Raw genomic sequence first — 22,782 nt, forward strand, 5'->3', positions numbered from 1 at the left:
TGGTCGGCCCCCTCGTCCGCAACCATGGAGGCAGGCTATCGATCTCATCGCCGGAGGCACTGGCCCCACCCAAACGGATGACCCCCTGCGTCCTCACTGTCGGTCGTGCGGGGTGACGGTGACGGTGTCACCGGGCGCAAGCAGCAACGACCTGTCCCAGACGGCGACCGGCACGGCCTGGTCGGCGCCCCCGGCGGCGGAGATGCGTACCCGTTCGCGGTCGACGTCGAGGGTGATCACCAGGTTGCGGTACCGGAGGACGCAGCCGAGTCGGTCGAGCGCCTCCGGCAGCAGCGGGCAGAGCCGCAGCACGTTGTCGCGGACCTCCAGGCCGGTGTAGCAGCGTTGCAGGATGTCCAGCGTCCCGGCGCTGGCGCCGAGGTGGATGCCCTCCCGCGTCGAGCTGTGCTCGGGGCTGGCGAGGTCGGTGCCGAGCGCGGTCTGCAGCATCTCCAGGGACCGCCGCCGGTCGGTGCGGGCCAGCACCCAGGCGTGGGCGATGCGGCTGAGGGTGGAGCCGTGGGTCGTGCGGGACAGGTAGTGGTCGACGGTGGCGGGGATCCGGGCGGGGTCGAAGTCGTAGCCGAGGCGGCGCACGAGGCCGGTGAGTTCGTCGGCGCTGAACAGGTACAGCAGCATCAGCACGTCGGCCTGCTTCGAGATCTTGTACCGGTTCGGGTCGTCGCCCTCGGCCTGCAGCAGCGACCCCAGCAGCCGCAGGTCGCCGTACCGGCGCCGGTACCGCTGCCAGTCCAGCTCCGCCAGGTCGCCGTACCGCTCGAACTGGGCGAGGACGCCGTCGTCGAGGAAGGTCAGCCGCAGCCGCCGGCTGATGTGCGCCCACCGGCCGCGCTCGTCGTCGGCGACGGTCATCTCCCGCCAGGCGGCCGCGCCGTGGTGCCGGCACCGGATCGCGTACGCCTCCTCGGCGCGGGCCAGCACCCAGGAGACCATGACGTTGACGTACGCGCAGTTGTCCAGCCCCTGGCCGGGGCGGCCCGGGTAGCCGTCGTGGTACTCGTCGGGCCCCAGCACTCCCCTGACGTCGTAGCGGTCGTCGGCCGGGTCGTACGTGGCCAGGCCGGCCCAGAACCGCGCCGTCTCCACCAGCAGCTCGACCCCGGTGGCGGCGAGGAAGGCCAGGTCGGCCGTCGTCTCCCAGTACCGCCACACGCAGTAGGCCACCGCCAGGCTGACGTGCTGCTGGCGCCCCGTCCGGTCGTCGACCCACTCCCCGGTGACCGGGGAGCGGGCTCGGCTGGGGCTCTCGTCCCGTCCGCTGCTGCCGCTCTGCCACGGGAACAGGGCGCCGGCCATCCCGGCGGCGCTCGCCTGGCGCCGCGCCGCCGTCAGCCTCCGGTGCCGGTACTCCAGCAGCGCCCGGGTCAGCTCCGGCAGCCGCAGGTTCAGGTACGGGTAGACGAACAGTTCGTCCCAGAAGATGTGCCCGTGGTAGCCCTCGCCGTGCAGCCCGCGCGCCGGCACCCCGGCGTCCAGGTCGATCGTGTACGGCGACAGCGTCTGCAGGAGGTGGAAGGTGTGCACCCGCACCGGCAGCTGCCACCCGTGTTCCTCCCCGATGTCGAGCCGGAACCGCTCCCACAGTCGGGCCCACGCGGCGACGTGCTCGGCGAGCAGCCCCTCGAACTCCGGGGCGTACCCCAGTTCCTCCCGCGCCGCGGCCAGCGGCTCGTAGACCGCCCGGTCGCGGTCGGCGAAGACCGCGACGGTCTTCGCCGCCGACACCCGGTCCCCGGGCGCCACGTCGACCCCGAACACCTGCGCCACGTCGTCCGGCCCGGTCTCCGTCCTCTGTGCGGCAGGCGGCCGCGGCGCGCCGGCCAGGCCGATCGTGGTACGGGCGACCAGGGCGACCCGCTGCCGCGAGCCGGTCGTCGCCGCGGTCAACCAGAGGGTGTACGGGTCGTCCGCCCCGCCGGCGACGTCGGTGAGGTGTCGACCGCAGGTCCCGGCCTCCGGCGGCGCGTTCGCGTTGACCACTCCCCCGTCGATGGCCGACCTGATCTCCAGCCGGCCCGACCAGTTCTCGGGGACGATGATCGTCTCCAGGGCGGCCAGGTGGGGGTTCGCCATCGACACCAGGCGTCGCTGGCGGATCCTGGTCCTGCGCCGCTGACGGTCGACCACCAGCAGTTCCCGCAGGTACACCCCGCGGCGCAGGTCCAACACGCGGTGCTCGTGTTCCCGCCGCGCCCGGTCCGGCGCCAACCAGTCTCCGCCGGCCGGGCGGAACGTCAACGGCAGCCAGTTCGGCAGGTTGACGATGCTGTCCTCGCCGTCCGGCCGGTGCGGGTCGGTGAACCGGTTGTGGAAGCCGGCCAGGTAGGTGCCCGGGTAGTGGACCCCGTCGGACCATGCCTCCGGGGGCGCTCCCCGGGTCGCCAGGTACCCGTTGCCGAGGGTCAGCATCGTCTCGCGCGTCGCCTCACCCGCCGGGTCGCCGTCGGCGTACGTCAACGCCCAGCCGCCCGGCAGTTTCCCGGCGCACAGCTCACAGCCCGGGTCCACGCCCACCGGCACTCCACGCTCCCCTCCGCCGTCGCCCCGGGAGAGGCGTGTTGCCCGTTCCGGGCACGCCAAACCCGGGGCCGGAGCTGGAGGGCTGCGGCCCCGGGCCCGCGTCGGCGCTGCGGGGGTGCGGTCGGCGCTATGGCGCTGGGTACTGCCCGACGTACACCGGCGCCCCGATCCTGGTCGTGTCGGCCGGGTCGCCCACACCGTTGACCACGTGGTCGATGGTGCCGGCGCTGAGGTTGACCGTCATGACGTGGTGCAGCCTGACGCCGGGGGCCTCGGGGACCTCGAAGCCGTTCTCGGTGTGGATGGTCGGGTTGTTCTGGTTGAAGACGTACACGCCGCCGCCGTGCAGGGTGTGCCTGCGCACGTGGTCGCCGACCTTGTAACCGGCGTAGCCCTCGACGTCGCCGTTCATCCAGTCCGCCTGGGTCGGCGGGTCGTACGGCAGTTCGTTCTGGTAGAGGATCGTCGCGCCGTCGTCGCCGTTCCAGACGGTGTTGTACCGCTGGAAGTGCTCGACGAACAGGCCGGTCGCCGTCACGTGGTCGCCGTTGATCACGACGCCGTAGCGGCCGGTGTTGGTGTTCCAGCGTTCGGTGTCGGTGAAGCCCTCGACGCCGTGGTCGCCGCGCCACACCCAGGTGTGGTCGATGAGCACGTTGTCGCTGTTGACCTCGAGCGCGGTGTCGGTCCGGCCGACGTGCGGCCCGCCGACGCGGAAGTACACGTCGGACAGGGTGGTCGGGTTGTCCGCCGAGCCGGGGCGTTCGCCGTGGCGCCTGCCCACCCGCAGCAGGACGGGCGACTCCTGCGGTCCGGCGTCGATCGTGACGCCGGCGACGACGACGCCGGGGACGTCGGCGACGACGAGCGGGGTGGCGCCGTCGACGGCGGTGAGCGTGGCGTGCCCGAGGCCGAGGACGACCGTGTCGGGGCGCTTGACCTCGATGCTGCGGGCGATGTCGTACACGCCGGGGGTGAGCAGCAGGTGTCGGCCGCGCGCGAGCTGCGCGTTGATGGCCCGCACGGAGTCCGACGGCTTCGCGACGAAGAAGTCGCTGATCGGCAGGGTGCGGCCGGGCGTCATGCCGTCGGCCCACGAGACGCCGCGGGTGTTCGTCCGCGCGGCGGGCACGCGTACGTGGTAGTCGCCCCGCTCGTCGACGTACAGGTACGGCTTCTCCCGGCTGACGGGGGTGGTGTCGAGCGTGGTGTAGGGCGGGTTCGGGAAGCCGGCATCGTCCGGGGCGCCGACGACGCCGGAGAAGACCTGGTTCCACACCCCGTTGGACCAGCCGGCGACCTGGCTGTTGCGGGTCAGCCACTGCTGCTGCGATCCGTTGACGACGAACGGCAGCCGCGAGTCGGCGATGAAGCCGCCGCTGGCGTACTGCGGGCCGGCGGTGCAGTAGTCCATCAGCGACAGGTTGCCGCCGCTGACGTCGAGGCGGCGCATGGAGACCGCCTGGGAGACGGCCCAGAAGTTCGCCGAGGCGCGACAGCCGTCCTGGCCGGCCGCGTCGATGTTGATGGACAGGTTGGACAGGGTGCGCCAGAAGTTGACGAGCGCGAGGCAGTTGCTCGTGCCGCCGCCGGTCAGGCAGCGGTTGTAGACCTCGACCTTGCCGTTGACCACGACGTCGGTGGGCGCGGCCCCCAGGCCGGCGATCTCGGTGTAGTACCCGACCCTGAGCTGGAGCGGCTGCTCGGCCGAGCCGTACGTCCCGGGCTTGAAGAAGTAGGCGTGGCGTCGCGTACCCATCTCGTTGTCGACCTGCGCGGCGTGCGCCGCGTCGAGGGTCGCCTGGATCTCGCCGACGGGCATGGCGGGATCGAAGACGGTGACGTTCGGCCCGAGGTCCACGATCCCGCCGTCGGGCGGGGACGCGGCTGCGGACAGTCCTGGTGTCGCGAGGGCGGTCGTCAGCGCGAGGCCGAGCGCGACGGCCAGGCCGGGTCGGCGGCGGGGCGGCCCGGTCGGGGTGCCTTCGCCCCCAGGGGTCGGCGTCGTCATGCGGCTCGTCCTTTCCGCTGGCCGGGCAGCGCTGCCCGCGAGGGGTCTTCGGTGTGGAAGCCGGTTACGGGGATGCCGCGCGGGGCGCTGCTCCGACGGGCGCCCGGGCGCCCTGCCGTGCCGGTGTGGTTCGCGATCGTCATCGACCTGCCTACTCCGGGGACGGGCGACCGGATGCCGCGGGCTGGGTGCAGAGAGCGCTCTCACACCGCGGCGGCTATCCGGCCGACGGAAAAGTGGCTTGGGACGTTTCTACCCTCTGAATCGATCCCGCGCTATGGCTGGCGGCCCCGATTCTGCGACACGGGCGATGCGCGCGTCAGGCCGGCGCGGCGGCGGTCGACCGGTCGCCGTCGGGCGCGGGTGCCACGGTGGCGAGTGCGGTGCGTACCGCGTCGCGCAGCGGGCCCTCGGGGTGGTCGGTCCAGTGCTGGACGGCGACGCGGAACGTGGTCAGGAAGGCCGCCGCCAGGACCCGCGACCGCAGGGCCGCGTCGGGGCCGGTGAGCCGGTGCGCGATCTCGGCGGCCAGTTCGCGCTCGATGGTGGCGTACGCGGCGATCTGGTGGGCGACGAGGCTGGGATGGGCGCGCAGCCTGCGGCGTCGGGCGAACCAGGACGGGTCGGTGTCGGCGTAGGTCTCGGCGACGAGGTCCTCGGCGGCGCGGGTGAGCACGGCCCACGGCGGTTGGTCGGCGCGCTGGTCGCGGATGAGTTCGAGGAGCCGGCGCAGCCGGACCGCGTCGCCGTAGACGATGGCCTCCTCCTTGCCCGAGAAGTAGTTCGAGAAGGTGCGGCGGGAGACGTTGGCGGCGTCGGCGATCGCCTCGACGGTCACCCGGTCGGGCCCGTGCTCCGCGGCGAGGCGCAGTGCCGCCTCGTGCAGCGCCAGCCGGGTGGCCGCCTTCTTGCGCTCGCGCAGCCCCATCGTCTCGTCCACGGAACCGAGGCTACCCAACCGTGATCTACTTCTCAACGGGAAAACTTGCCCAACGCGCAAGATCCTTGGATTCTTGCTTGAGGCAACCATTCGGTGGACAGGGAGGCATGCGTGGAACCCGCTCACGAACTCGGCGCCCGGCTGCACGAACTGACCACGACCGTGCGACTGATCAAGCAGCGGTACGCCGACGCCCGGTCCGGTATGCCGCTGAGCATGGTGAGCCTGCTCCGGCGCATCGACGGCCTGGGCGACGGATGCCACGCCCGCGAACTGGCCCTGCGCGCCGGGCTCGACCCGTCGACGGTCAGCCGGGTCGTGGCCGGCCTCGTGGCACACGGCCTGGTCGAACGCCGGACCGACCCGACCGACAAGCGCGCCAGTGTCCTGGCGGTCACCCCCGCCGGCCGGGCCGTCCTGGCCGACACCGACGACTGGTACGGCCAGGTCCTCGATCGCGCGCTGGCCCGCTGGACCCCGGCGGAGGTGACGGCGCTGGCGGCCGCGCTCGGCCGATTCACCCACGACATCAAAGACGCACTCGGACACCACGACACCTTGGAGGCGGCGCGATGAGCGCACCCACCACCACGACCGGCGCGGAGCCGATGACCCATCGGCAGACCCTGGAGGCGCTCAGCGGTCTGCTGCTGGTGCTCTTCGTCGCGATGCTGAGCAGCACGGTCGTCTCGATCGCCCTGCCGAAGATCATCGGAGCGCTCAACGGCTCGCAGACCCAGTACACCTGGGTGGTCACCGCGACCCTGCTCACCGCCACCGCGACCACCCCGATCTGGGGCAAGCTCGCCGACCTGTTCAACAAGAAGATCCTGATCCAGGCCGCCATCGTGGTGTTCCTGGTCGGCTCGATCGTCTCCGGCTTCGCCCAGAGCGCCGGGCAGCTCATCGCCGCCCGCGCGTTCCAGGGCATCGGCGTCGGCGGCCTGCAGGCCCTGGTCCAGGTCGCCATCGCGGCGATGATCCCGCCGCGCGAGCGCGGCCGGTACAACGGCTACCTCGGCGGGGTCATGGCCCTCGCCACCGTCGGCGGCCCACTGCTCGGCGGCCTCATCGTCGACACCTCCTGGCTCGGCTGGCGCTGGTGCTTCTTCGTCGGCGTGCCCGTCGCCGTGGTCGCGCTGATCCTGCTCCAGGTCACCCTGCACCTGCCCACCGCGCGTCGCGAGAACGTGCGGATCGACTACTGGGGGGCGAGCCTGATCGCCGCCGGCGTCAGCCTGCTGCTGATCTGGATCTCCTTCGTCGACGACTCCTTCGCGTGGCTGTCCTGGCAGAGCGCGGCGATGGTGGGCGGCTCCCTGGCGCTGCTGGCGCTGGCCGTCACGGTCGAGGCGCGGCACGCCGAGCCGATCGTTCCGCTCGGCATCATCCGCGAGCGCACCACCGCCCTGGCCATCCTGGCCAGCCTCGCCGTCGGCATGGCCATGTTCGGCGGTTCCGTCTTCCTCGGCCAGTACTTCCAGGTCGGGCGCGGCTACACCCCCACCGAGGCCGGGCTGCTCACCATCCCGATGATGGCCGGCGTCCTCGTCTCCTCCATCGTCTCCGGCCGGCTCATCACCAGGACCGGCAGGATCAAGCCCTACATCGTCGCGGGCACGGTCGTCCTGGTCGCCGGCTTCGCCGTCCTCGGCACCATCGACCACGAGACCCCGCTGTGGTTCCTCGGCGTGGCCATGTTCCTCGTCGGCGCCGGCGTCGGCATGTCCATGCAGAACCTCGTCCTCGCCGTGCAGAACACCGTCGCGCTCAAGGACATCGGCGCCGCCAGCTCCAGCGTCGCGTTCTTCCGCTCGCTGGGCGGCACCATCGGCGTCTCGGTGCTCGGCGCCGTCCTCGCCCGGCGGGTCACCGACCAGATCACCCACGACCTGACCGCCGCCGGCATCCCCGCCGCCGGGGGCGGGGGCAACAGCACCCTGAACCTGGCCGCGCTGCCCGAGCCGATCCGGGAGATCGTCCGCGCCGCCTACGGCGACGCCACCGGCCACATCTTCCTCATCTCGGCCGCCATCGGCGTGGTCGGCGTGCTCGCCGCCCTCCTGCTGCGCCCGGTGACGCTGCGGTCCAGCCTCGACCTGGCCGACACCGCCCGCTCGGTGGCGGTCGCCGCCGACGCCATCGACGGCGCGCCCGCCTTCGACGAGGTGCCCGCCGACGCCGGGCGCCACCGGGCGTCGACCCGGCACTGAGGTCCGGGTACGACCCGGGCCGTGGTTGGCGTACCGGCCTGTTGCGCTTCGGCCGCCGGCAGCGATGTCCATACAAGCCCCGCGGCCACAGGCGGGTGCAGGAACACCACCGGAAGTGGCCGGCGGCGGGGCGGTCCCCCAAGTGCCCCGCCGCCGGCCAGGCAACCGTGACGGCGGGTGCGAGGCGCAGCAGCCACGGCGGCACCGACCACCGGGGCAGGCGGGAGCGGCAGGTCAGGGCGGCCGCGGCACAGTCCGCGGGTCCTCTGGAGCTGCCCGCAGGAACGGGGCAGCCTCGCCGATACGCGGCAAGGCCCGCGGACACGGCCGGGGCACCCGGACGGCCTCCGCGCGGACGCACAGACGGGGCAGCTCCACAGCGCCGCTGTCGGAGTCCCCGCGGCCGGGCCGACGCGCCCGAGCACGCCCGCTCACGCGCCGGCGGCGTCCCGGAGCAGCATCGTTGCGTACGGTCGTACATACAGCGTACGATCGTACGCATGACGGCGTTCGATCTTGCCGAGGGCGACCTTCGGACCATGCGGGAGCGCATGCTCGCCGGCGATCTCTACCGGGGCGCCGACCCGGAGCTGGAAGCGGAGATGCGCCAGGCGGCGGTACTGACGAAGGCGTTCAACGACAGCGACCCGCGCGACTCCGCGGGACGGCGGGCGCTGCTCGAGCAGCTGCTGGGCTCGGTGGGCGCCGAGGTGGAGATCCGCCCGCCCATCCATGTCGACTACGGCAGCCACATCCACGTCGGCGCCCGGACGTTCATCAACTTCGGGCTGACGGCGCTGGACGTCGCGCAGATCGTCATCGGCGAGGACGTGCTGCTGGGTCCGAACGTGCAGTTGCTGACGCCGACGCATCCGGTCGACCCGGAACCGCGCCGGGCCAAGTGGGAGGCGGCCCTGCCGATCACGATCGGCGACAACGTGTGGATCGGTGGCATGGCGGTGATCTGCCCCGGTGTCACCATCGGCGACAACTCGGTGGTCGGCGCCGGCGCGGTCGTCACCAGGGACGTACCCGCGGATGTCGTCGTCGCCGGCAACCCCGCGCGCGTCCTCCGGCCGGTCCACGGCGGATGACCGCCGGAGAGCCCGCCGCCGGGAAGCGCCGCCGCCGCTACGAGCCGGACCGGCGCCAGCGGCTCGTGGAGGTCACGCTGGACGTGATCGCCGAGCTCGGCGTCGCCGGCACGACCCACCGGCGGGTGGCCGCCGCCGCCGACGTGCCGCTGGGCTCGGTGTCCTACCACTTCGCCAGCCTCCAGGATCTGCTGGTATCGGCCTTCACGCACCTGGCGGAGACGGCGGCGGCCGCCTTCGACGCCCAGATGGCGGCGATCCGGCCGGGAGTCGAGGCGCGCGAGAGAGTCGTCGAGGCGATGCTGGCGGACCTGGCCGACAACCAGCGCAGTGCCGTCCTGGCCTACGAGCTCTACGCCGCGGCGGCACGCGACCCGCGATTCCGCGTGATCACGCAGAGGTGGATGGACAGCACACGCCGCTCGCTGCGGCGACATTTCGATGCCGAGACGGCGGAGGCGCTCGACGCGCTGATGGAAGGACTGATCCTGCACGCGACGCTGTCCACCCGGCCGGTCGACCCACAGAAGATCATGGACGCTGTCCGCCGCTTCGTGCCCGGGGCGTACCCGGGGTGACCGGCAACAGCGCCACCGGACGGGAAGGGTCGCCGCCCTCGACCGCGGCGGTTGCCGTCGCGTGTGCGCCCACGCGGGTGGCCACCGCTGCCGTGTACGTCGCGTTCGTCACCAGCGGCTTCACCTTTGCGACCTGGGCCGCCCGCATCCCGAGCGTCAAGTCGCAGCTGCAGTTGGACGCGCGGCAACTGGGACTGCTGTTACTCGCCCTTCCCGTCGGGTCGATCGTGTCGCTGCTGCTCGCCGGAGCGTGCGTGGCGCGTACCGGCCCGCGCCTCGCCGTGGCGGCGGCCAGCCTGACCAGCGCGGCCGCGCTCTGCCTCGCCGGATTCGGCGCCCACGGCGGGGTTGCCGTCACGGCCGCGGGACTCGGGCTCCTCGGGCTGAGCACCGGCGTCTGGGACGTGGCGATGAACGCCGAGGCCGCCGCCGTGGAGCAGCAGGCCGGCAGGTCGATGGTGCCCCGGTTCCACGCCTCCCTGAGCGGAGGGACGGTCCTCGGCGCGGGTGTCGCGGCGGCCTGCGCGGGTCTGCACGTCCCCGTCGCCGCCCACCTGGCCGCCGTCGCGATCCTCGTCGCCGTGGCGGTGCCGCTGTCGACCCGCGGATACCTGACCACAGGCCCTCGGGCAGCCGGCCACGTCCCGGTACGTGACGCCCTACGGACGTGGGCCGAGCCCCGCACCGTCGCGCTCGGCGTGTTCGTGCTGAGCATGGCCTTCTCCGAGGGCACCGGCAACGACTGGCTCGCCACCGCCATGGTCGAAGGGCATTCCACGTCGGTGGCCGCAGGCTCGCTGAGCTTCGCCGTCTTCGTCGCCGCGATGACCGTCGGTCGGTGGTTCGGGCCCTCCCTCGTCGACCGGCACGGCCCCCGACGCGTCGTCCGCGCCAGCGTGCTCCTCGCCATGGTCGGACTCGCCACCACGATCACCGGCCCGCATCTGCTTCTGGCTCTGGTCGGTGTCGTCGCGTGGGGGCTCGGCACCGCGTTGGGTTTTCCGCTCGGCATCAGCGCGGCGGCCGAGGATCCGGCCCGCGCGGCCGTCCGCGTCGGCGTGGTGTCCTCCATCGGTTACACCGCCTTCCTGGCCGGGCCTCCGCTTCTCGGCCTCCTCGCCGACCACGTCGGCGTGCTGCGTTCGTTGTCCGTCACCCTGGCCGTGACCGCCGGCGGCCTGCTGTTCACCGGTGGCTTCCGAGCGGACGGCGTGGATACCGGCCCGGCCGACTCCCCCGCCCCAGCCGCGGCCACGAACACGTGACACCGGGTCTTCCGGCGCCGCTTCGCGGCGGCCGACGTCGGCGGTTCCGTGAGCAGCGAACGCTCAACTACGATCCGGTGCCATGACCACGGATCGCGACGAAGAGGTCATCGCCGCCTACGCGGCCGGTGAGGACGTCGGGCACATGGCGTGGCGCCTCGGCATCCCGGCGGACGAGATCCGCCGGATCGTCGTGAGGGAGACGGGCGGCGGCGCCCGGCCCGCCGGTGGCCCACCCGGCGCCGTGCGTCCGGGTTGGACACCGCTGGCCGTGGCCGGGATCGTCCTGGTGGTACTCGGTCTCGTCGGCGGGTTGGCCGGCGTCCTCTGGCTCGCCGTCTACTACCTCTCCGGGGCCGAGTACCCGGTGTCGTCCCTGGGACAGGGGAACGTCGCAGTGGGCGTCGGTGGGAGCTGCGCCGGATCCGTCCCGATGCTGATCGGCATGGTCCTGCTTCTGGTGGCCCGCACCCGGCGAGGATGACGAGGAACAAGGAATCGGCGGGCCGGTCGACGAGCCCGACACCGCCGGCGCCCCAGCGCGTGGCAGCCCAGCGGCCAGTCCCACGCCCAGCCCGGCGCGAGCCGCCTCACGCTGCCGGTCGTCGGCGGTCGCGAGGCGCTCGGCTTCTGACGCGCGCCGCCGGTCCGGACGGCTGAGGAGCGTCCGGACCGGCTCAGTGCTCGCCGGCGTCAGCCAGGATCGCGTGGAGCCGCGTCAGGCACTCCCTGACGAAGGACGGCGCGGCAGCCGCACGAGCAGATCCTCGCCCAGCCGGTACATGGTGTCGTCCGTGCCCGCCCCGGCGGGCGAAACGGGGAGGTCGGCCCACTCCGGTCGCTGTTCCTCCAGCAACATTCCGCGCCTGCAATGCTCGTCCGTTCGGGCACACCGTGACGCCGAGCGTCGCGTGTATCCGCCCCGCTTCGAGGCTGTCCACCGAGGACAGTAGCCAATACGCTCCGCGATGGGACGAGTGCGTCAGGCATCCGCACGGTAAGAGGAGAGTCGCATGCGTCAAGTGCGCGGGATCAGCATGCTGACCGTCCGAGCAACGGGGCGGCCCCTGTCCGCCGTACGCAGGGCACTCGTCGTCATGCTGCTCGCCACGCTGTCGGTGACGCTCACGCCGGCCGCCGTCCGGGCCGCCTCGGGCGAAACGCTGCTGTGCCGGTCCACCGACTACGGTTGCCTGGCGGGCACCGGCTACAGCGGACAGTCCGTGTGGGGCTCGTGGGGCCCGGGGCACAACTGCGTGAGCTACGCCGCGTACCGGCTACGGGCCAACGGGGCGGGACAGCCATGGTCGTCCATCGGCAACGCCAACCAGTGGGACGAGAAGGCACGAGCCGCCGGGGTACGGGTCGACACCACGCCCGCGGTGGGCGCGATCGCCCAGTGGGACACCGGCAGCTTCGGCCACGTCGCGTACGTCGAGGTGGTCACGGCCACCTACGTCGAGATCAGCGAGGACTCGTACGTCACCGACACCTCCGGCTACGCCTCCCGACGGCGCCTCGACCGTGGCGGGACGACGTTCGGGTCCGCCGAGTTCATCCACGTGCGGGACGTCGTCGCACCGGGACAGCCCGCGGCACCCGGCGAGACGCAGGTGCTGGCCCACGGCACCCGAGTGAACCTGCGCTGGCCGGCGGCCTCGGGGGCGGCCGAGTACCAGGTGATGCGCAACGAGGTGCACCTGGCTACCGTCGCCGGTCCGGGCTTCCTCGACACCCAGGTCTCGCCGAACCAGGCGTACACCTACACCGTCGTGGCGCGCAACGGCGCCGGGGCCACGGCCGGACCGAGCCGGTACGTGCAGACCACCGGCAACGCGGCGGACCGGGCCTATCTCGCTTCGGGGTTGGGGCCGGCGGTCTGTGGCCGCGCCGGTGACCAGTCCTACCAGACGCTGGTGTGCAGCATCTGGCGCCCCGACGGATGGATCTCCTCCTCCCCGCAGGGCGACTGGGGCTACGCCAGCGACCGCGCCTGGCTGGTCAACGCCGACGGCACCATCTCCTACTGCCGCCGCGTCAACGACGGCGACCAGGCACGCTGCGACCGCTTCGACGGCACCACCTGGACGACGGCCACCTCACCCCGCGCCGACCTGGGCTACCACGAGAACCGCGCCTACCTGAGCACCAAGGACGGACCCGCCGTCTGCGGCCGCGCCGGCGACCAGAACTCCCAGTTCCTCGTCTGCAACGTCTGGAAGAACACCGGCTGGGTCACCGGCCGCTACGCGCCACCCAGCGACTGGGGCTACGCCACCGACCGCGCCTGGCTCACCAACACCGACGGCACCCTCGCGTACTGCCGCCGCGTCGGCGACGGCAGCCAGGCCCTGTGCGACCGATTCGACGGCGACACCTGGACCTCCTCCATGTCCCCCCGCTACGACCTGGCCTACTCCGACAACCGCACGTACCTGGCTTCGGGGTTGGGGCCGGCGGTCTGCGGTCGCGCCGGTGACCAGTCCTACCAGACGCTGGTGTGCAGCATCTGGCGCCCCGACGGATGGATCTCCTCGTCCTCCCCGCAGGGCGACTGGGGCTACGCCAGCGACCGCGCCTGGCTGGTCAACGCCGACGGCACCATCTCCTACTGCCGCCGCGTCAACGACGGCGACCAGGCACGCTGCGACCGCTTCGACGGCACCACCTGGACGACGGCCACCTCACCCCGCGCCGACCTGGGCTACCACGAGAACCGCGCCTACCTGAGCACCAAGGACGGACCCGCCGTCTGCGGCCGCGCCGGCGACCAAAACTCCCAGTTCCTCGTCTGCAACGTCTGGAAGAACACCGGCTGGGTCACCGGCCGCTACGCGCCGCCCAGCGACTGGGGCTACGCCACCGACCGCGCCTGGCTCACCAACACCGACGGCACCGTCGCGTACTGCCGCCGCGTCGGCGATGGCAGCCAGGCCCTGTGCGACCGATTCGACGGCGACACCTGGACCTCCTCCATGTCCCCCCGCTACGACCTCGGCTATCCGGATACGTTCTGATGCCTCGCTGACCGCTGGCTGACGGTTGGGCCCGCAGCGCCCTCTGCGAACCCAGCCGCCACGCCTTCGGCTACCGCTGGGCGGCCGCCACGCCCTGCGGGGCGACGAGCAGTTTGTCGGCCTGGCCGACGGCCAGGGCGTCGAGCGCCTGCGGCACCTTCTCCGGGGGGAAGAACGCCGGGCGCATGCGGTCCAGGCCGAACGTCGGCAGCATGCCCACCGCGCGGTGGTGGGTGTACGGGTTGATCACCGCCCCGACGATCGTCAGCTCGCGGGCGAAGACCTCGTTGGGGCGTACCCGCGCCTCGTCGTCAGGCCGGGCGACCCCGAAGACGAGGATCCGCGCGCCTCGAAGATGGCCTGGTGGTCGGCGACCGCCTGCGTCATCCCACCGGTGAGACAGGTGGGCCGGATCAGATGATGAAATGGCTCCAGTAGGCCAACCAGGCCACGAAGAGCGCACCCTGCAGGACGGCCAGGCCGCCGGCCAGCCACCGCTCGGCCCGGGGGGACCGCGCCCAGCCGGCGAGCACGAGCGCCACCGGGAAGGCGGCGAGCAGGTAGCGCAGCAGACTCCTGTACACCGGTGGACCCATCGACAGCGGCACCAGCACCATGATCAGGCCGTACACGACGTAGGGCAGGCCGATCCGGCGCAGGCCCGCGACCACGACCACCATCGCGAGGACGGCGGCTGCGACGCGTAGCGCGTCGGGGAGCGAACCCTTGGTCAGACCGTGCCACAGCACACCCAGCGGGTTCTGCACGGTGACGCCCCAGCCTCTCTGCTGAGCGTGCTGGTAGGCGAACCAGTCGCCGCCCTGCCACCGGCAGAACGCCATGAAGGCCAGCCACCCGGCCGGGACCAGCAGCAGCGGGCAGCCCGTGCGGACATAGCCCCACAACGCGTGTCGGCCTAACCGGTAGTCGTGCTGCCGCAGCAGCACCAGGGCGAGCGGCACGACGACGAAGAACCCGACCGAACGGCTGAGCGCGAGGAAGAACCCCAGCACGCCGACGACCAGCCAGCGCCGCCGCTCGGCGTAGTGGAAGGCGGCGAGCGTCAGACACAGGAACAGCGACTCGGTCAGCGCCGCCTGGAACAGGAACGCGGTGGGCAGCAGCACGAGATACCCGACGAAACGGCGGGACCCGGGGACGCCGAGCAACTGCTCCCCGAGCCGGTGGGCGTAGTAGAGCAGCAGCAGGAACGCCGCGTTGGCCACCAGCAACAGCGCGAGCGCGGTGTGCCCACCCAGCAGTGGGGCCAGCGCCCGGCCCAGGAACGGATAGAGCAGCGGAAAACCGAAATCCTGCCAGGGCCGGTCCAGTGGCACCTGGGCCAGCTTGTCGTAGAGGAACGAGTCCCAGGCGAACCAGAGCGATACCCAGCGATGCGGAGATACGGCCCGCTGCTGGTCGCGCATCGTCCACCCGTCCGTGGGCGGAGCCAGGGACAGTTGGTCGAAGGCGGCCAGCGCGAGCACCCCGACCAGGGTCAGCGCGATCTTCGTACCGAGGAAGACCGTGACGGCGAAGCGCCACGGCGCCGGAACCCGGTCGGTGGCCCGTGCCACCCGGTCCCGCACGGCGCCGGCGCGCGCGCCGAGCCCACCTCGGCGCGCGGCCCCCACGGCCCGCCCCCTGTCCCCCACGACTTCTCCCGATTCCGCGCGGACGAGCCGGGCCACCCGACCCCGGACGCTGCCACATCCCCCTTCCACCGCCCTTGACACGTAGGCGACGGCCGGCACGCCGCGAAGCCGTGAGTGAGTTCCCACTCACGGTGGGTAAGCGGGGCCGCGACCGGAACGGGACACAGGGAGCGCGGCATGGACGAACAGCGGGACACCGTGGTCATCGGCGCGGGACCGGCCGGCCTGACCGCCGCGTACGAGTTGCTCCGGCGACATGTGCCCGTACGGGTGTTCGAGGCCGACGATGTGGTGGGGGGCATCAGCCGCACCGTCGAACGGGACGGCTGGCGCTTCGACATCGGCGGACACCGGTTCTTCACCAAGGTCTCGCGAGTCGAGGAGTTCTGGCACGAGATCCTGCCCGGCGAGGACTTCCTGCTGCGGCCCCGGATGAGCCGGATCTACTACCGGGGCGCGCTCTTCGACTACCCGCTCAACGCGTCCAACGCCCTGCGCAACCTGGGCCTGCGGGAGGCCGCGCTCTGCCTGGGCTCGTACGCCCGCGCCCGGTTGCGCCCGCCGAAGGACCAGTCCCACTTCGAGGGGTGGGTGTCCGCCCGCTTCGGTTGGCGGCTCTACTCCATGTTCTTCAAGACCTACACGGAGAAGGTCTGGGGCATGCCGGCCGACCAGCTCCAGGCCGACTGGGCCGCGCAGCGGATCAAGAACCTGTCGTTGGCCAAGGCGATCCGCAACGCCCTGCTGCCCCGTCGCAACCGCGGCGACGTCACCAGCCTGATCGAGGAGTTCCAGTACCCGAAGCTCGGGCCCGGCATGATGTGGGAGCGCTGCGCGCAGGAGGTACGCCGCCGCGGCGGCCGGGTCGAGCTGCGGAGCTGGGTGACCGCCGTGCACCGCGACCCGCAGCGCCGCCGGGCGGTCGCCGTCTCGGTGGACGGCGTGGGCGGGCAGCGCACCGCGACCGCCGCGCACGTGGTCTCGTCGATGCCGATCTCCGAGCTGGTGGCCGTGCTGTCTCCGCCCGCGCCGCCGGAGGTACGGGCCGCCGCCGCCGGCCTACGCTACCGGGACTTCCTGACCGTGGCGCTGGTGGTGCCGGCCGAGTTCTCCTTCCCGGACAACTGGATCTACGTGCACGACCCGGGCGTCCGGGTGGGCCGGATCCAGAACTTCGGCTCCTGGTCACCGCACCTGGTCAAGGACGGGCGCACCTGCCTGGGGCTGGAGTACTTCGTCTTCGAGGACGACGAGACCTGGCGTACCCCCGACGCCGAACTGGTCGCCACCGCCACCGCGGAGCTGGAACGACTCGGCCTGGTCCGGTCCGGGGTCGTCGAACGGGGATACGTGGTGCGCATGCCCAAGGCGTACCCGGTCTACGACGAGCACTACCAGCGCAACGTGGACGTCGTCCGGCACTGGCTGGCCCGCGAGGTGCCGAACGTGCATCCGGTCGGCCGCAACGGCATGCACCGCTACAACAACCAGGACCACTCGATGCTGACAGCCATGTTGACCGCGGAGAACATCGCCTGCGGCACGCGCCATGACGTCTGGTCGGTGAACGTGGAGCAGGACTACCACGAGGAGTCGAGCGGACGCGACGGCGACAACCGCCAGGGTACGGGCCGGGACGCGCCGATCGTGCCGGCGAGGCTCGCAGCCGCCGGAGCGGTGCCCGATGACGGTACGCGGCCGGGGCGGCCGGTGCAGGCGCGCCTCGGCTGACGGTCGCCGTCGGCGGTCGGCCCGCCGCGCCCGAGGTTGTCGAGCCCCCGCCGGGTCAGCTCTGACGCAGCGCCGGCATCGGCACCGGGACGGACAGGGCGCTGGCCCCGGCGCCGGTCCCCGCCTCGCAGGTGTTCGGCGGCACGGTGCCGATGCCGCGGGTGGAGGGACGTTCGGCCGCCCAGAACATGAAGCCCAGCATGCCGGCCGTGACGCCCGCGCCGTTCGGCGCGACACTCTGCACGTAGGGCGCGGCGGCCCGCTGCACGGACGTCGCGTAGTCGACGCACTCCGGCAGCGGCCGGCCGCCGTAGGCGATGTAGACGCCGCCGGTGAACTTGGCCGGGGCGAGCGGCGGCACGGGCGGGCCGTACTGCGGCTTGCCGTCGACGTGCTCCTGCCAGCTCTCCTGGGCGGTGCCGGCCGAGACGGGCCGGGCGGCCACCATGGCGTTGGCGTAGTCGAGCACCGGGGTGTCGGTCCGCAGCCAGTCCGCGGTCGCCTTGCGGTTGAGGTCGATCAGCCACCGGTCGCCGGCCGCGACGTCGATGGTCAGCCGGGCCTGGGGCCGGGCGCCCGTGGCGTCGTACGGGTGCACGGCCCGATAGGCGTCGATGAAGGACTGCAGGCCCGCGAGGTTCGGATCGGTGTTCCGCTCGTAGTCGATCTCGATGCCGACGCCGAGCCGGGTGGCGACGGCGGCGGCCCGCTGACCGAGCAGGGTGGGGTTCTCGGCGAGCGCGGCGTCCCAGTCGTCCGTGTACGTGATGCCGCCGATGGAGAGCATCACCCGGATGCCGCGGGTGGTGAAGTAGTCGACGATCGCCGAGGTCATGCCCCTCGGCACGCCGTCGAGGGTGGCGGCGTCGGTGGTCTGGCGCAGCAGCGCGAGCGGGTTGACGAAGCTGAGCACCACCAGGTTCACCGACGGCCGGCCGTCGCCGCGGTCGACGAGCCAGTGGTTCTGGCTGTCGAACTCGGCCACCGTGCGGGCGCTGCCCCAGGTGCAGTAGTCGTTGCCGCAGTGCCAGGCGCCGTAGACCTGGACGGGTGTGGCGGCGGGGGCGACGCCGGCCGGGCGGGGTGGCGCCGCGGTGGCCGGGGTGGTCGTGGCGAAGGCGAGCAGGGCCGTGGCCAGGAGCACCGAGCGTCGCATGGAGACCTCCCCGACATCAACAGTACGCCTTGTTTACAGTAGAGTCCTTTCGTCCGTCAACGCCCTTCTCCGGCCGTCACCTCGCACATCGTGCACCGCCGCGACAGGAGAGCCGGGCTGCCCTGCCGTCGCGGTGACCACCCGGCAGGTCACGGGTGGTGTCGCCGGGCGAGCGACCACGCGCGGCGGTACGGTCGCGGGGTGACCACCGGGACCGCGTGCTCTTCCACTCGACGTCGACCACCGCCGTCAGCGCAGCGACGCTGACGCCCGCCCACGTTCGACTGCGCCGCAGCGGACATCGACCTCTTCTCAGGCGAAGAGGGCATCAGAGCGAGACGACCCAGCCGCCGTCGACGGTGAGCGTGTGCCCGGTGACGTACGCGGACGCGTCCGAGGCAAGGAACACCACGGCGCCGGCCAGGTCTCCCGCCTCGCCGACCCGGCCCAGGGGGATGTGCCTGGCCACGAGTTCGTCCTCGGCTTCCCTGGTGGGCATGAGGTCGGCGGTCATCTCCGTGCGCATGTAGCCCGGGGCGATGGCGTTCACCCGGATGCCGTGCCTGCCCCACTCGTAGGCGAGGTTCTTCGTCAGCTGCACCACAGCGGCCTTCGACGCGTCGTACACCGAGGACCGCTCGCCGTCGACGACCAGGCCGCCGATGGACGCGAGGTTGATGATCCGGCCCCCGCCCCGCGGCCGCATGGCCCGCGCGGCGCGCTGTGCCACGAAGTAGGTGCCGCGCAGGTTGACCCCCAGGGTCAGGTCGAACTCGGCGGCGGTGGCGTCCAACGCGCTGTTGCGCAGCGACACACCGGCGTTGTTCACCACCACGTCGGGGACGCGGCCTCGCTGCTCGAGGGCGCCGAACGCGGCCTCGATGCTGTCGAGGGAGGTGACCTCCAGCGTCAGCGGAGACGCGCGGACGTCCCGCTGATGCAGGTACGCGCACGCCTGCTCGGCGCGCTCCGCCGTCAGATCGGTTGCGATGATCTCGGCACCGGCCTGCCCGAGGGCGAGGGCCTGAGCGCGGCCGAGACCCCCATGGGCGCCGGTGACCAGGGCGCGTGTTCCGTCGAGGGTGAACAGGGACGTCAGTGCGGCCGATGGCACGGCGGGTCCTTTCCGGCGGCCCGGTCACGCCCTCCGGGGCGGCTACAGGCCGTAGTTTGTGAGGATTTCGAACACCTGCTGGGAGTCGTGGCGGACGTGCTCGCGCATCTGCTCCGTGGCGACGGCGGTGTCGCCGACGGCGACTGCCGCCGCCAGGGGGCGGTGGTCCACCTGGGTCCAGTCCGGGGTGGTGACCACCTTCGAGCAGAAGTACCACTGCCGCAGGGCCAGGTTGAAGTAGATCCGGGCGGTCGCCTGGAGGTACTCGTTGCGGCTCATCAGGTAGAGGCTCTGGTGGAAGGCGGCGTCCAGGTCGATGCACCGTTGCAGGTCGGTGGTATTGGCCTGCTCCTCGGCGAGTGCGACGAGTTGGTCCTTCTCCGCCTTCGAGCCGCGGCTGCAGGCCAGCGTCGTGGCCAGGGACTCCAGTTCCAGCCGCAGTTCCATGACGGAGCGGGAGTGCTTGAGTGCAATCTCGGTGGCGTAGGTGCCGCTGCGCGGGTAGATGACCACCAGCTTCTCGAACTCCAGCCGCCTGATGGCCTCGCGCACCGGGGAGAGGCCCACGCCGAGGTCGGCCCGCAGGTCGTTCTCGACGAGCCGGTCCCCGGGCATGATCTCGGCGCGGACGAGTCGAGAGCACAGGCTGGCGTAGGCCGATTGGCTCAGCAGGGCGTTGCCCGTCTGGTCGGTGCCGACGAGCGCGCCCTTTCCGACGTACTCCGACAACATCGCGTTTCCTCCCCCATGTCTTGCGCCGCTTCTGCGCAGCGGTCCCGCACTCTGGCAAGCTACCGGACGGTTACGGGCGCTCCGCCGCTCCGACTCGGGACCGGTTGCCGAGCAGGTCGTCGATCACCGTCGAGATCCCGTTCTCCACCGTGCAGGCGTAGTCCCCGATGGAGAACTCGCCGCCGAGCACCTCGACCACCTTCAGTTCGACGCCGTTGACCGAGAGCGCGCCGGTGAGCTCGACGGCTGCGGGTCCGAAGCTCCGGTGCTTGAGGACGAAGTCCTTCGAGGTGTCCCGGGAGACGATCTCGAAGACACGGAACCCAGGCCCGTTGGCCTCGGGCAGGGCGTGGACTTGGAGGTGCGGGTACAGGGACAGGTCCGCCCAGGCGGTGTTGTCGTGCCCCTCCCCCGGCTTCATCGAGATGCCGAACACCAGCTTGCCCGAGCGGTGGACGGTGCCCGAGACCGTGTCGGCGGTGTCGGTCAGCGCGATGTCGGCGTACTGCTTGGGGTAGCCCCAGACCTCCCGGCCGAAGGCGACGCTCCAGTGCTCGTCCTCGTACTCGAAGAAGTAGTTGACCCCCCGGTGGTCGCCGTAGCGGACGGGGATGACGACACCCGAGTCGTAGAAGGCGCCGGGGGTGGCGTTACCGAAGTCCGCGATCTGCACGACGAACCGGTCGTCGGCGAGCTCGAACGGGGTGGGCGCGAGGAGCGCCTCCAGGTTCGCCCGGTCGCCTCGGCAGTAGACGGAGAGGCTGCGCAGGTCCTTGCACCAGTAGGGCCGGTCGCCGCTCGGGTACCCGAGGTAGGTGAAGAAGTCCCTGGTGTCGTACGTCTTGCTCATCGATTGGTGACCTTGACCTTGTCTGGTGGGGGCCTAGTTCCGGCCGGCTTCGTGGATCTTGCGGAGGAACGACCGGAGCTCGGGCGTGGTGGGTGCTTCGAAGATCTGCTCGGGTGGGCCCTGTTCGAGGATCGTGCCCTGGTGCAGGAAGCAGACCTTCGACGAGATCTCGCGGGCGAAGGGCATCTCGTGGGTCGTCATCATCATGGTGATGCCGTCGGAGGCGAGTTCGCGGACCAGGTTCAGCACCTCGATCACGAGCTCGGGGTCGAGGGCTGAGGTGATCTCGTCCAGCAGCAGGGCCTGCGGGCGCATGAGCATCGCCCGGGCGATGGCGACGCGCTGCTGCTGGCCGCCGGAGAGTTGCGCCGGGTAGGCGTCGGCCTTGTCGCGCAGGCCGACGCGGTCGAGCATCGCCCGCGCGTTGGCCTCGGCCTCGGCCTTGCTCGCCACGCCGGCGCGGACCGGGGTGAGCGTGCAGTTGCGTAGCACCGTCATGTGCGGGAACAGGTTGTAGCTCTGGAAGACGATCCCGACCCGGCGGCGCAGCCTGACCATGTCGACGCCCTCGCCGGAGACGACGTCACCGTCGAGGAGGATCTGTCCGCCCTGGACATCCTCCAGCCCGTTGACGCAGCGCAGCAGCGTCGACTTGCCGGAGCCGGAGGCACCGATGAGCGTGACGACCTCGTGCCGGTCGACGGTGAGGCCGACCTTGTCCAGCACGGTGAGGTCGCCGTACCGCTTGGTCACCTCGTCGAACTCGATGAACGCTCGGGACATGGCTCACGCCCCTGTCTTTCTCGCCCCGGTGCGGGCGAGGAGGTAGTCGACGAACCGGGTCTGCGGAATGGTGATGAGGACGAAGACGATGCACACGGCGGTCACCGCGGAGAGGTTGAAGTCGTTCGCCGAGTAGATCTTGGCCTGGCTGAAGGCGTCGATGATGCCGACGACGATCACCAACGCGGTGTCCTTCTGCAGGCCGATGAAGGTGCTGAGCATGGGCGCGGCGATGTTGCGGGCCATCTGCGGCAGGATGACGAACCGCAGCACGTCGGTCTGGGTCAGGCCCATGGACAGGGCGGCGGAGCTCTGGCCGGGGTTGATCGACTCGATTCCGGCGCGGTACAGCTCCGCGTTGTAGGCGCTGTAGGTCATGGCCAGCGCCACGATGGCGTAGCCGACCAGCGACCCACCGCTGAGGTACGGCACCTCGGTCAGCGGCAGGCCGTAGCACACGAGGTAGATCAGGACGACCGACGGGATGCCGCGGAACACGTCGATGTAGGCGATGGACAGCGCCCTGACCGGACGGAAGCCACGACCGGGCAACTGCCGGCCGATGGCGAGCACAAGACCGAAGAGCATGGCGAGGAGCTGGGCGCCGAGCGCGATCTGGATGTTGATCCAGAGCGCCCGGACGATGTCGAGGAAGCTGCGCGACATGTACTCGCCGTTGAAGAACGTCTTCTGCACCGCCCCGTCGTTGGTGAAGACCAGCAGGGCGAGCACGACCACGATGGCCAGGCAGCCGCTGAGTCCGAGGGACGAGATGGCGGCGTCGCGGGAGCCAGCCGCCGCCCGGCGGGCTTCGACGTACCGGCCGGCGTCCCAGTCCCTGCGGGACCGGTGGCTGCGTCGGTAGGCCAGCGACAGGGGCCAGCCGAGCGCGGCGACCGGAAGCGCGGCGCCGAGCAGGATCCGTGCGGGGGGTGCGTCGACCAGCATGACGGCGAGCTGGTAGCACAGGGTCGCGGCCAGAGCGGCGAGGACGGCGGCGGCGGTGAGGTGTGCCGTCGTCGGCAGTGCTCTGGTCGGGGTGAGGCCGGTGTCGGGCGCTGTCGCCGGGGCTTCACGTGTCTGAGGTGCCTGTACCTTCATG

Annotated in this window: 19 protein-coding genes and 1 pseudogene; 8 read left to right on the plus strand and 12 right to left on the minus strand. The window is 71.7% G+C overall.

Features of this window, described 5'->3' with window-relative positions:
* Positions 1-93: 93 nt before the first annotated feature.
* From ACGFIZ_RS23015 to ACGFIZ_RS23025, 3 genes are all read right to left on the minus strand, one after another.
* Positions 94-2,535: a glycoside hydrolase family 65 protein gene (locus tag ACGFIZ_RS23015; protein ID WP_393422304.1), complete on the minus strand. Its 2,442-nt coding sequence runs from the start codon at positions 2,533-2,535 to the stop codon at positions 94-96.
* A 133-nt stretch (positions 2,536-2,668) separates the two neighbouring features.
* Complete coding sequence (locus tag ACGFIZ_RS23020) at positions 2,669-4,552, minus strand: adenylyl cyclase (RefSeq protein ID WP_393422306.1); 1,884 nt, start codon at positions 4,550-4,552, stop codon at positions 2,669-2,671.
* Between the two features lie 319 nt (positions 4,553-4,871).
* Positions 4,872-5,492, minus strand: coding sequence for a TetR/AcrR family transcriptional regulator (locus tag ACGFIZ_RS23025; RefSeq protein ID WP_393422308.1), 621 nt, complete (start codon positions 5,490-5,492; stop codon positions 4,872-4,874).
* A gap of 111 nt (positions 5,493-5,603) precedes the next feature.
* Here ACGFIZ_RS23025 and ACGFIZ_RS23030 point away from each other — a divergent pair, with 111 nt between their 5' ends.
* The 6 genes from ACGFIZ_RS23030 to ACGFIZ_RS23055 all read left to right on the plus strand — a co-directional run bounded on the left by ACGFIZ_RS23030 (position 5,604) and on the right by ACGFIZ_RS23055 (position 11,126).
* Complete coding sequence (locus ACGFIZ_RS23030) at positions 5,604-6,068, plus strand: MarR family transcriptional regulator (RefSeq protein WP_347668034.1); 465 nt, start codon at positions 5,604-5,606, stop codon at positions 6,066-6,068.
* Positions 6,065-7,705, plus strand: a complete 1,641-nt coding sequence (locus ACGFIZ_RS23035) for an MDR family MFS transporter (protein ID WP_393422311.1) — start codon at positions 6,065-6,067, stop codon at positions 7,703-7,705. The genes ACGFIZ_RS23030 and ACGFIZ_RS23035 overlap by 4 nt, the downstream gene beginning before the upstream one ends.
* Positions 7,706-8,205: 500 nt before the next feature.
* Positions 8,206-8,799 carry a sugar O-acetyltransferase gene (locus ACGFIZ_RS23040; protein WP_393422313.1) on the plus strand — a complete coding sequence of 198 codons (594 nt, stop codon included), beginning with the start codon at positions 8,206-8,208 and terminating at the stop codon, positions 8,797-8,799.
* The gene (locus ACGFIZ_RS23045; protein ID WP_393422315.1) at positions 8,796-9,377 is read left to right on the plus strand and encodes a TetR/AcrR family transcriptional regulator; all 582 of its coding nucleotides are present in this window, start codon (positions 8,796-8,798) and stop codon (positions 9,375-9,377) included. The genes ACGFIZ_RS23040 and ACGFIZ_RS23045 overlap by 4 nt, the downstream gene beginning before the upstream one ends.
* Positions 9,378-9,454: 77 nt before the next feature.
* Complete coding sequence (locus ACGFIZ_RS23050; RefSeq protein ID WP_393422317.1) at positions 9,455-10,642, plus strand: MFS transporter; 1,188 nt, start codon at positions 9,455-9,457, stop codon at positions 10,640-10,642.
* A gap of 82 nt (positions 10,643-10,724) precedes the next feature.
* Complete coding sequence (locus ACGFIZ_RS23055) at positions 10,725-11,126, plus strand: cell division protein CrgA (RefSeq protein ID WP_393422319.1); 402 nt, start codon at positions 10,725-10,727, stop codon at positions 11,124-11,126.
* Positions 11,127-11,384: 258 nt separating this feature from the next.
* Here ACGFIZ_RS23055 and ACGFIZ_RS23060 read toward each other — a convergent pair.
* A pseudogene (locus ACGFIZ_RS23060) lies at positions 11,385-11,501 on the minus strand (phosphotransferase); the annotation flags it as partial.
* 154 nt (positions 11,502-11,655) lie between these two features.
* Between ACGFIZ_RS23060 and ACGFIZ_RS23065 the strand changes: the two are divergent.
* The gene (locus ACGFIZ_RS23065; protein WP_393422321.1) at positions 11,656-13,659 is read left to right on the plus strand and encodes a CHAP domain-containing protein; all 2,004 of its coding nucleotides are present in this window, start codon (positions 11,656-11,658) and stop codon (positions 13,657-13,659) included.
* Between the two features lie 70 nt (positions 13,660-13,729).
* Here ACGFIZ_RS23065 and ACGFIZ_RS23070 read toward each other — a convergent pair whose 3' ends face one another.
* Together ACGFIZ_RS23070 and ACGFIZ_RS23075 are read right to left on the minus strand one after the other, a co-directional pair.
* Positions 13,730-13,909 carry a hypothetical protein gene (locus ACGFIZ_RS23070; RefSeq protein ID WP_393422323.1) on the minus strand — a complete coding sequence of 60 codons (180 nt, stop codon included), beginning with the start codon at positions 13,907-13,909 and terminating at the stop codon, positions 13,730-13,732.
* 163 nt (positions 13,910-14,072) lie between these two features.
* A complete protein-coding gene (locus ACGFIZ_RS23075) occupies positions 14,073-15,314 on the minus strand; it encodes a hypothetical protein (RefSeq protein ID WP_393422325.1) in 1,242 nt (413 codons plus the stop codon).
* A 177-nt stretch (positions 15,315-15,491) separates the two neighbouring features.
* Here ACGFIZ_RS23075 and ACGFIZ_RS23080 point away from each other — a divergent pair, with 177 nt between their 5' ends.
* On the plus strand, positions 15,492-17,045 hold the full coding sequence (locus tag ACGFIZ_RS23080) for an NAD(P)/FAD-dependent oxidoreductase (protein ID WP_393422327.1): 1,554 nt from the start codon (positions 15,492-15,494) through the stop codon (positions 17,043-17,045).
* A 55-nt stretch (positions 17,046-17,100) separates the two neighbouring features.
* Here ACGFIZ_RS23080 and ACGFIZ_RS23085 read toward each other — a convergent pair whose 3' ends face one another.
* From ACGFIZ_RS23085 to ACGFIZ_RS23110, 6 genes are all read right to left on the minus strand, one after another.
* Positions 17,101-18,201, minus strand: coding sequence for a hypothetical protein (locus ACGFIZ_RS23085; protein WP_393422329.1), 1,101 nt, complete (start codon positions 18,199-18,201; stop codon positions 17,101-17,103).
* Between the two features lie 328 nt (positions 18,202-18,529).
* The gene (locus tag ACGFIZ_RS23090) at positions 18,530-19,315 is read right to left on the minus strand and encodes an SDR family NAD(P)-dependent oxidoreductase (RefSeq protein WP_393422331.1); all 786 of its coding nucleotides are present in this window, start codon (positions 19,313-19,315) and stop codon (positions 18,530-18,532) included.
* 42 nt (positions 19,316-19,357) lie between these two features.
* Positions 19,358-20,047, minus strand: a complete 690-nt coding sequence (locus ACGFIZ_RS23095; protein ID WP_393422333.1) for a GntR family transcriptional regulator — start codon at positions 20,045-20,047, stop codon at positions 19,358-19,360.
* A 70-nt stretch (positions 20,048-20,117) separates the two neighbouring features.
* Positions 20,118-20,897, minus strand: a complete 780-nt coding sequence (locus ACGFIZ_RS23100; protein ID WP_393422335.1) for an acetoacetate decarboxylase family protein — start codon at positions 20,895-20,897, stop codon at positions 20,118-20,120.
* Positions 20,898-20,930: 33 nt separating this feature from the next.
* A complete protein-coding gene (locus tag ACGFIZ_RS23105; RefSeq protein WP_393422337.1) occupies positions 20,931-21,680 on the minus strand; it encodes an amino acid ABC transporter ATP-binding protein in 750 nt (249 codons plus the stop codon).
* Positions 21,681-21,683: 3 nt separating this feature from the next.
* On the minus strand, positions 21,684-22,781 hold the full coding sequence (locus tag ACGFIZ_RS23110) for an amino acid ABC transporter permease (RefSeq protein ID WP_393422339.1): 1,098 nt from the start codon (positions 22,779-22,781) through the stop codon (positions 21,684-21,686).
* Position 22,782 lies beyond the last annotated feature (1 nt).

Origin of the sequence: Micromonospora sp. NPDC048830 (genome assembly GCF_043198215.1) — a bacterium.
GTDB lineage: Bacteria > Actinomycetota > Actinomycetes > Mycobacteriales > Micromonosporaceae > Micromonospora.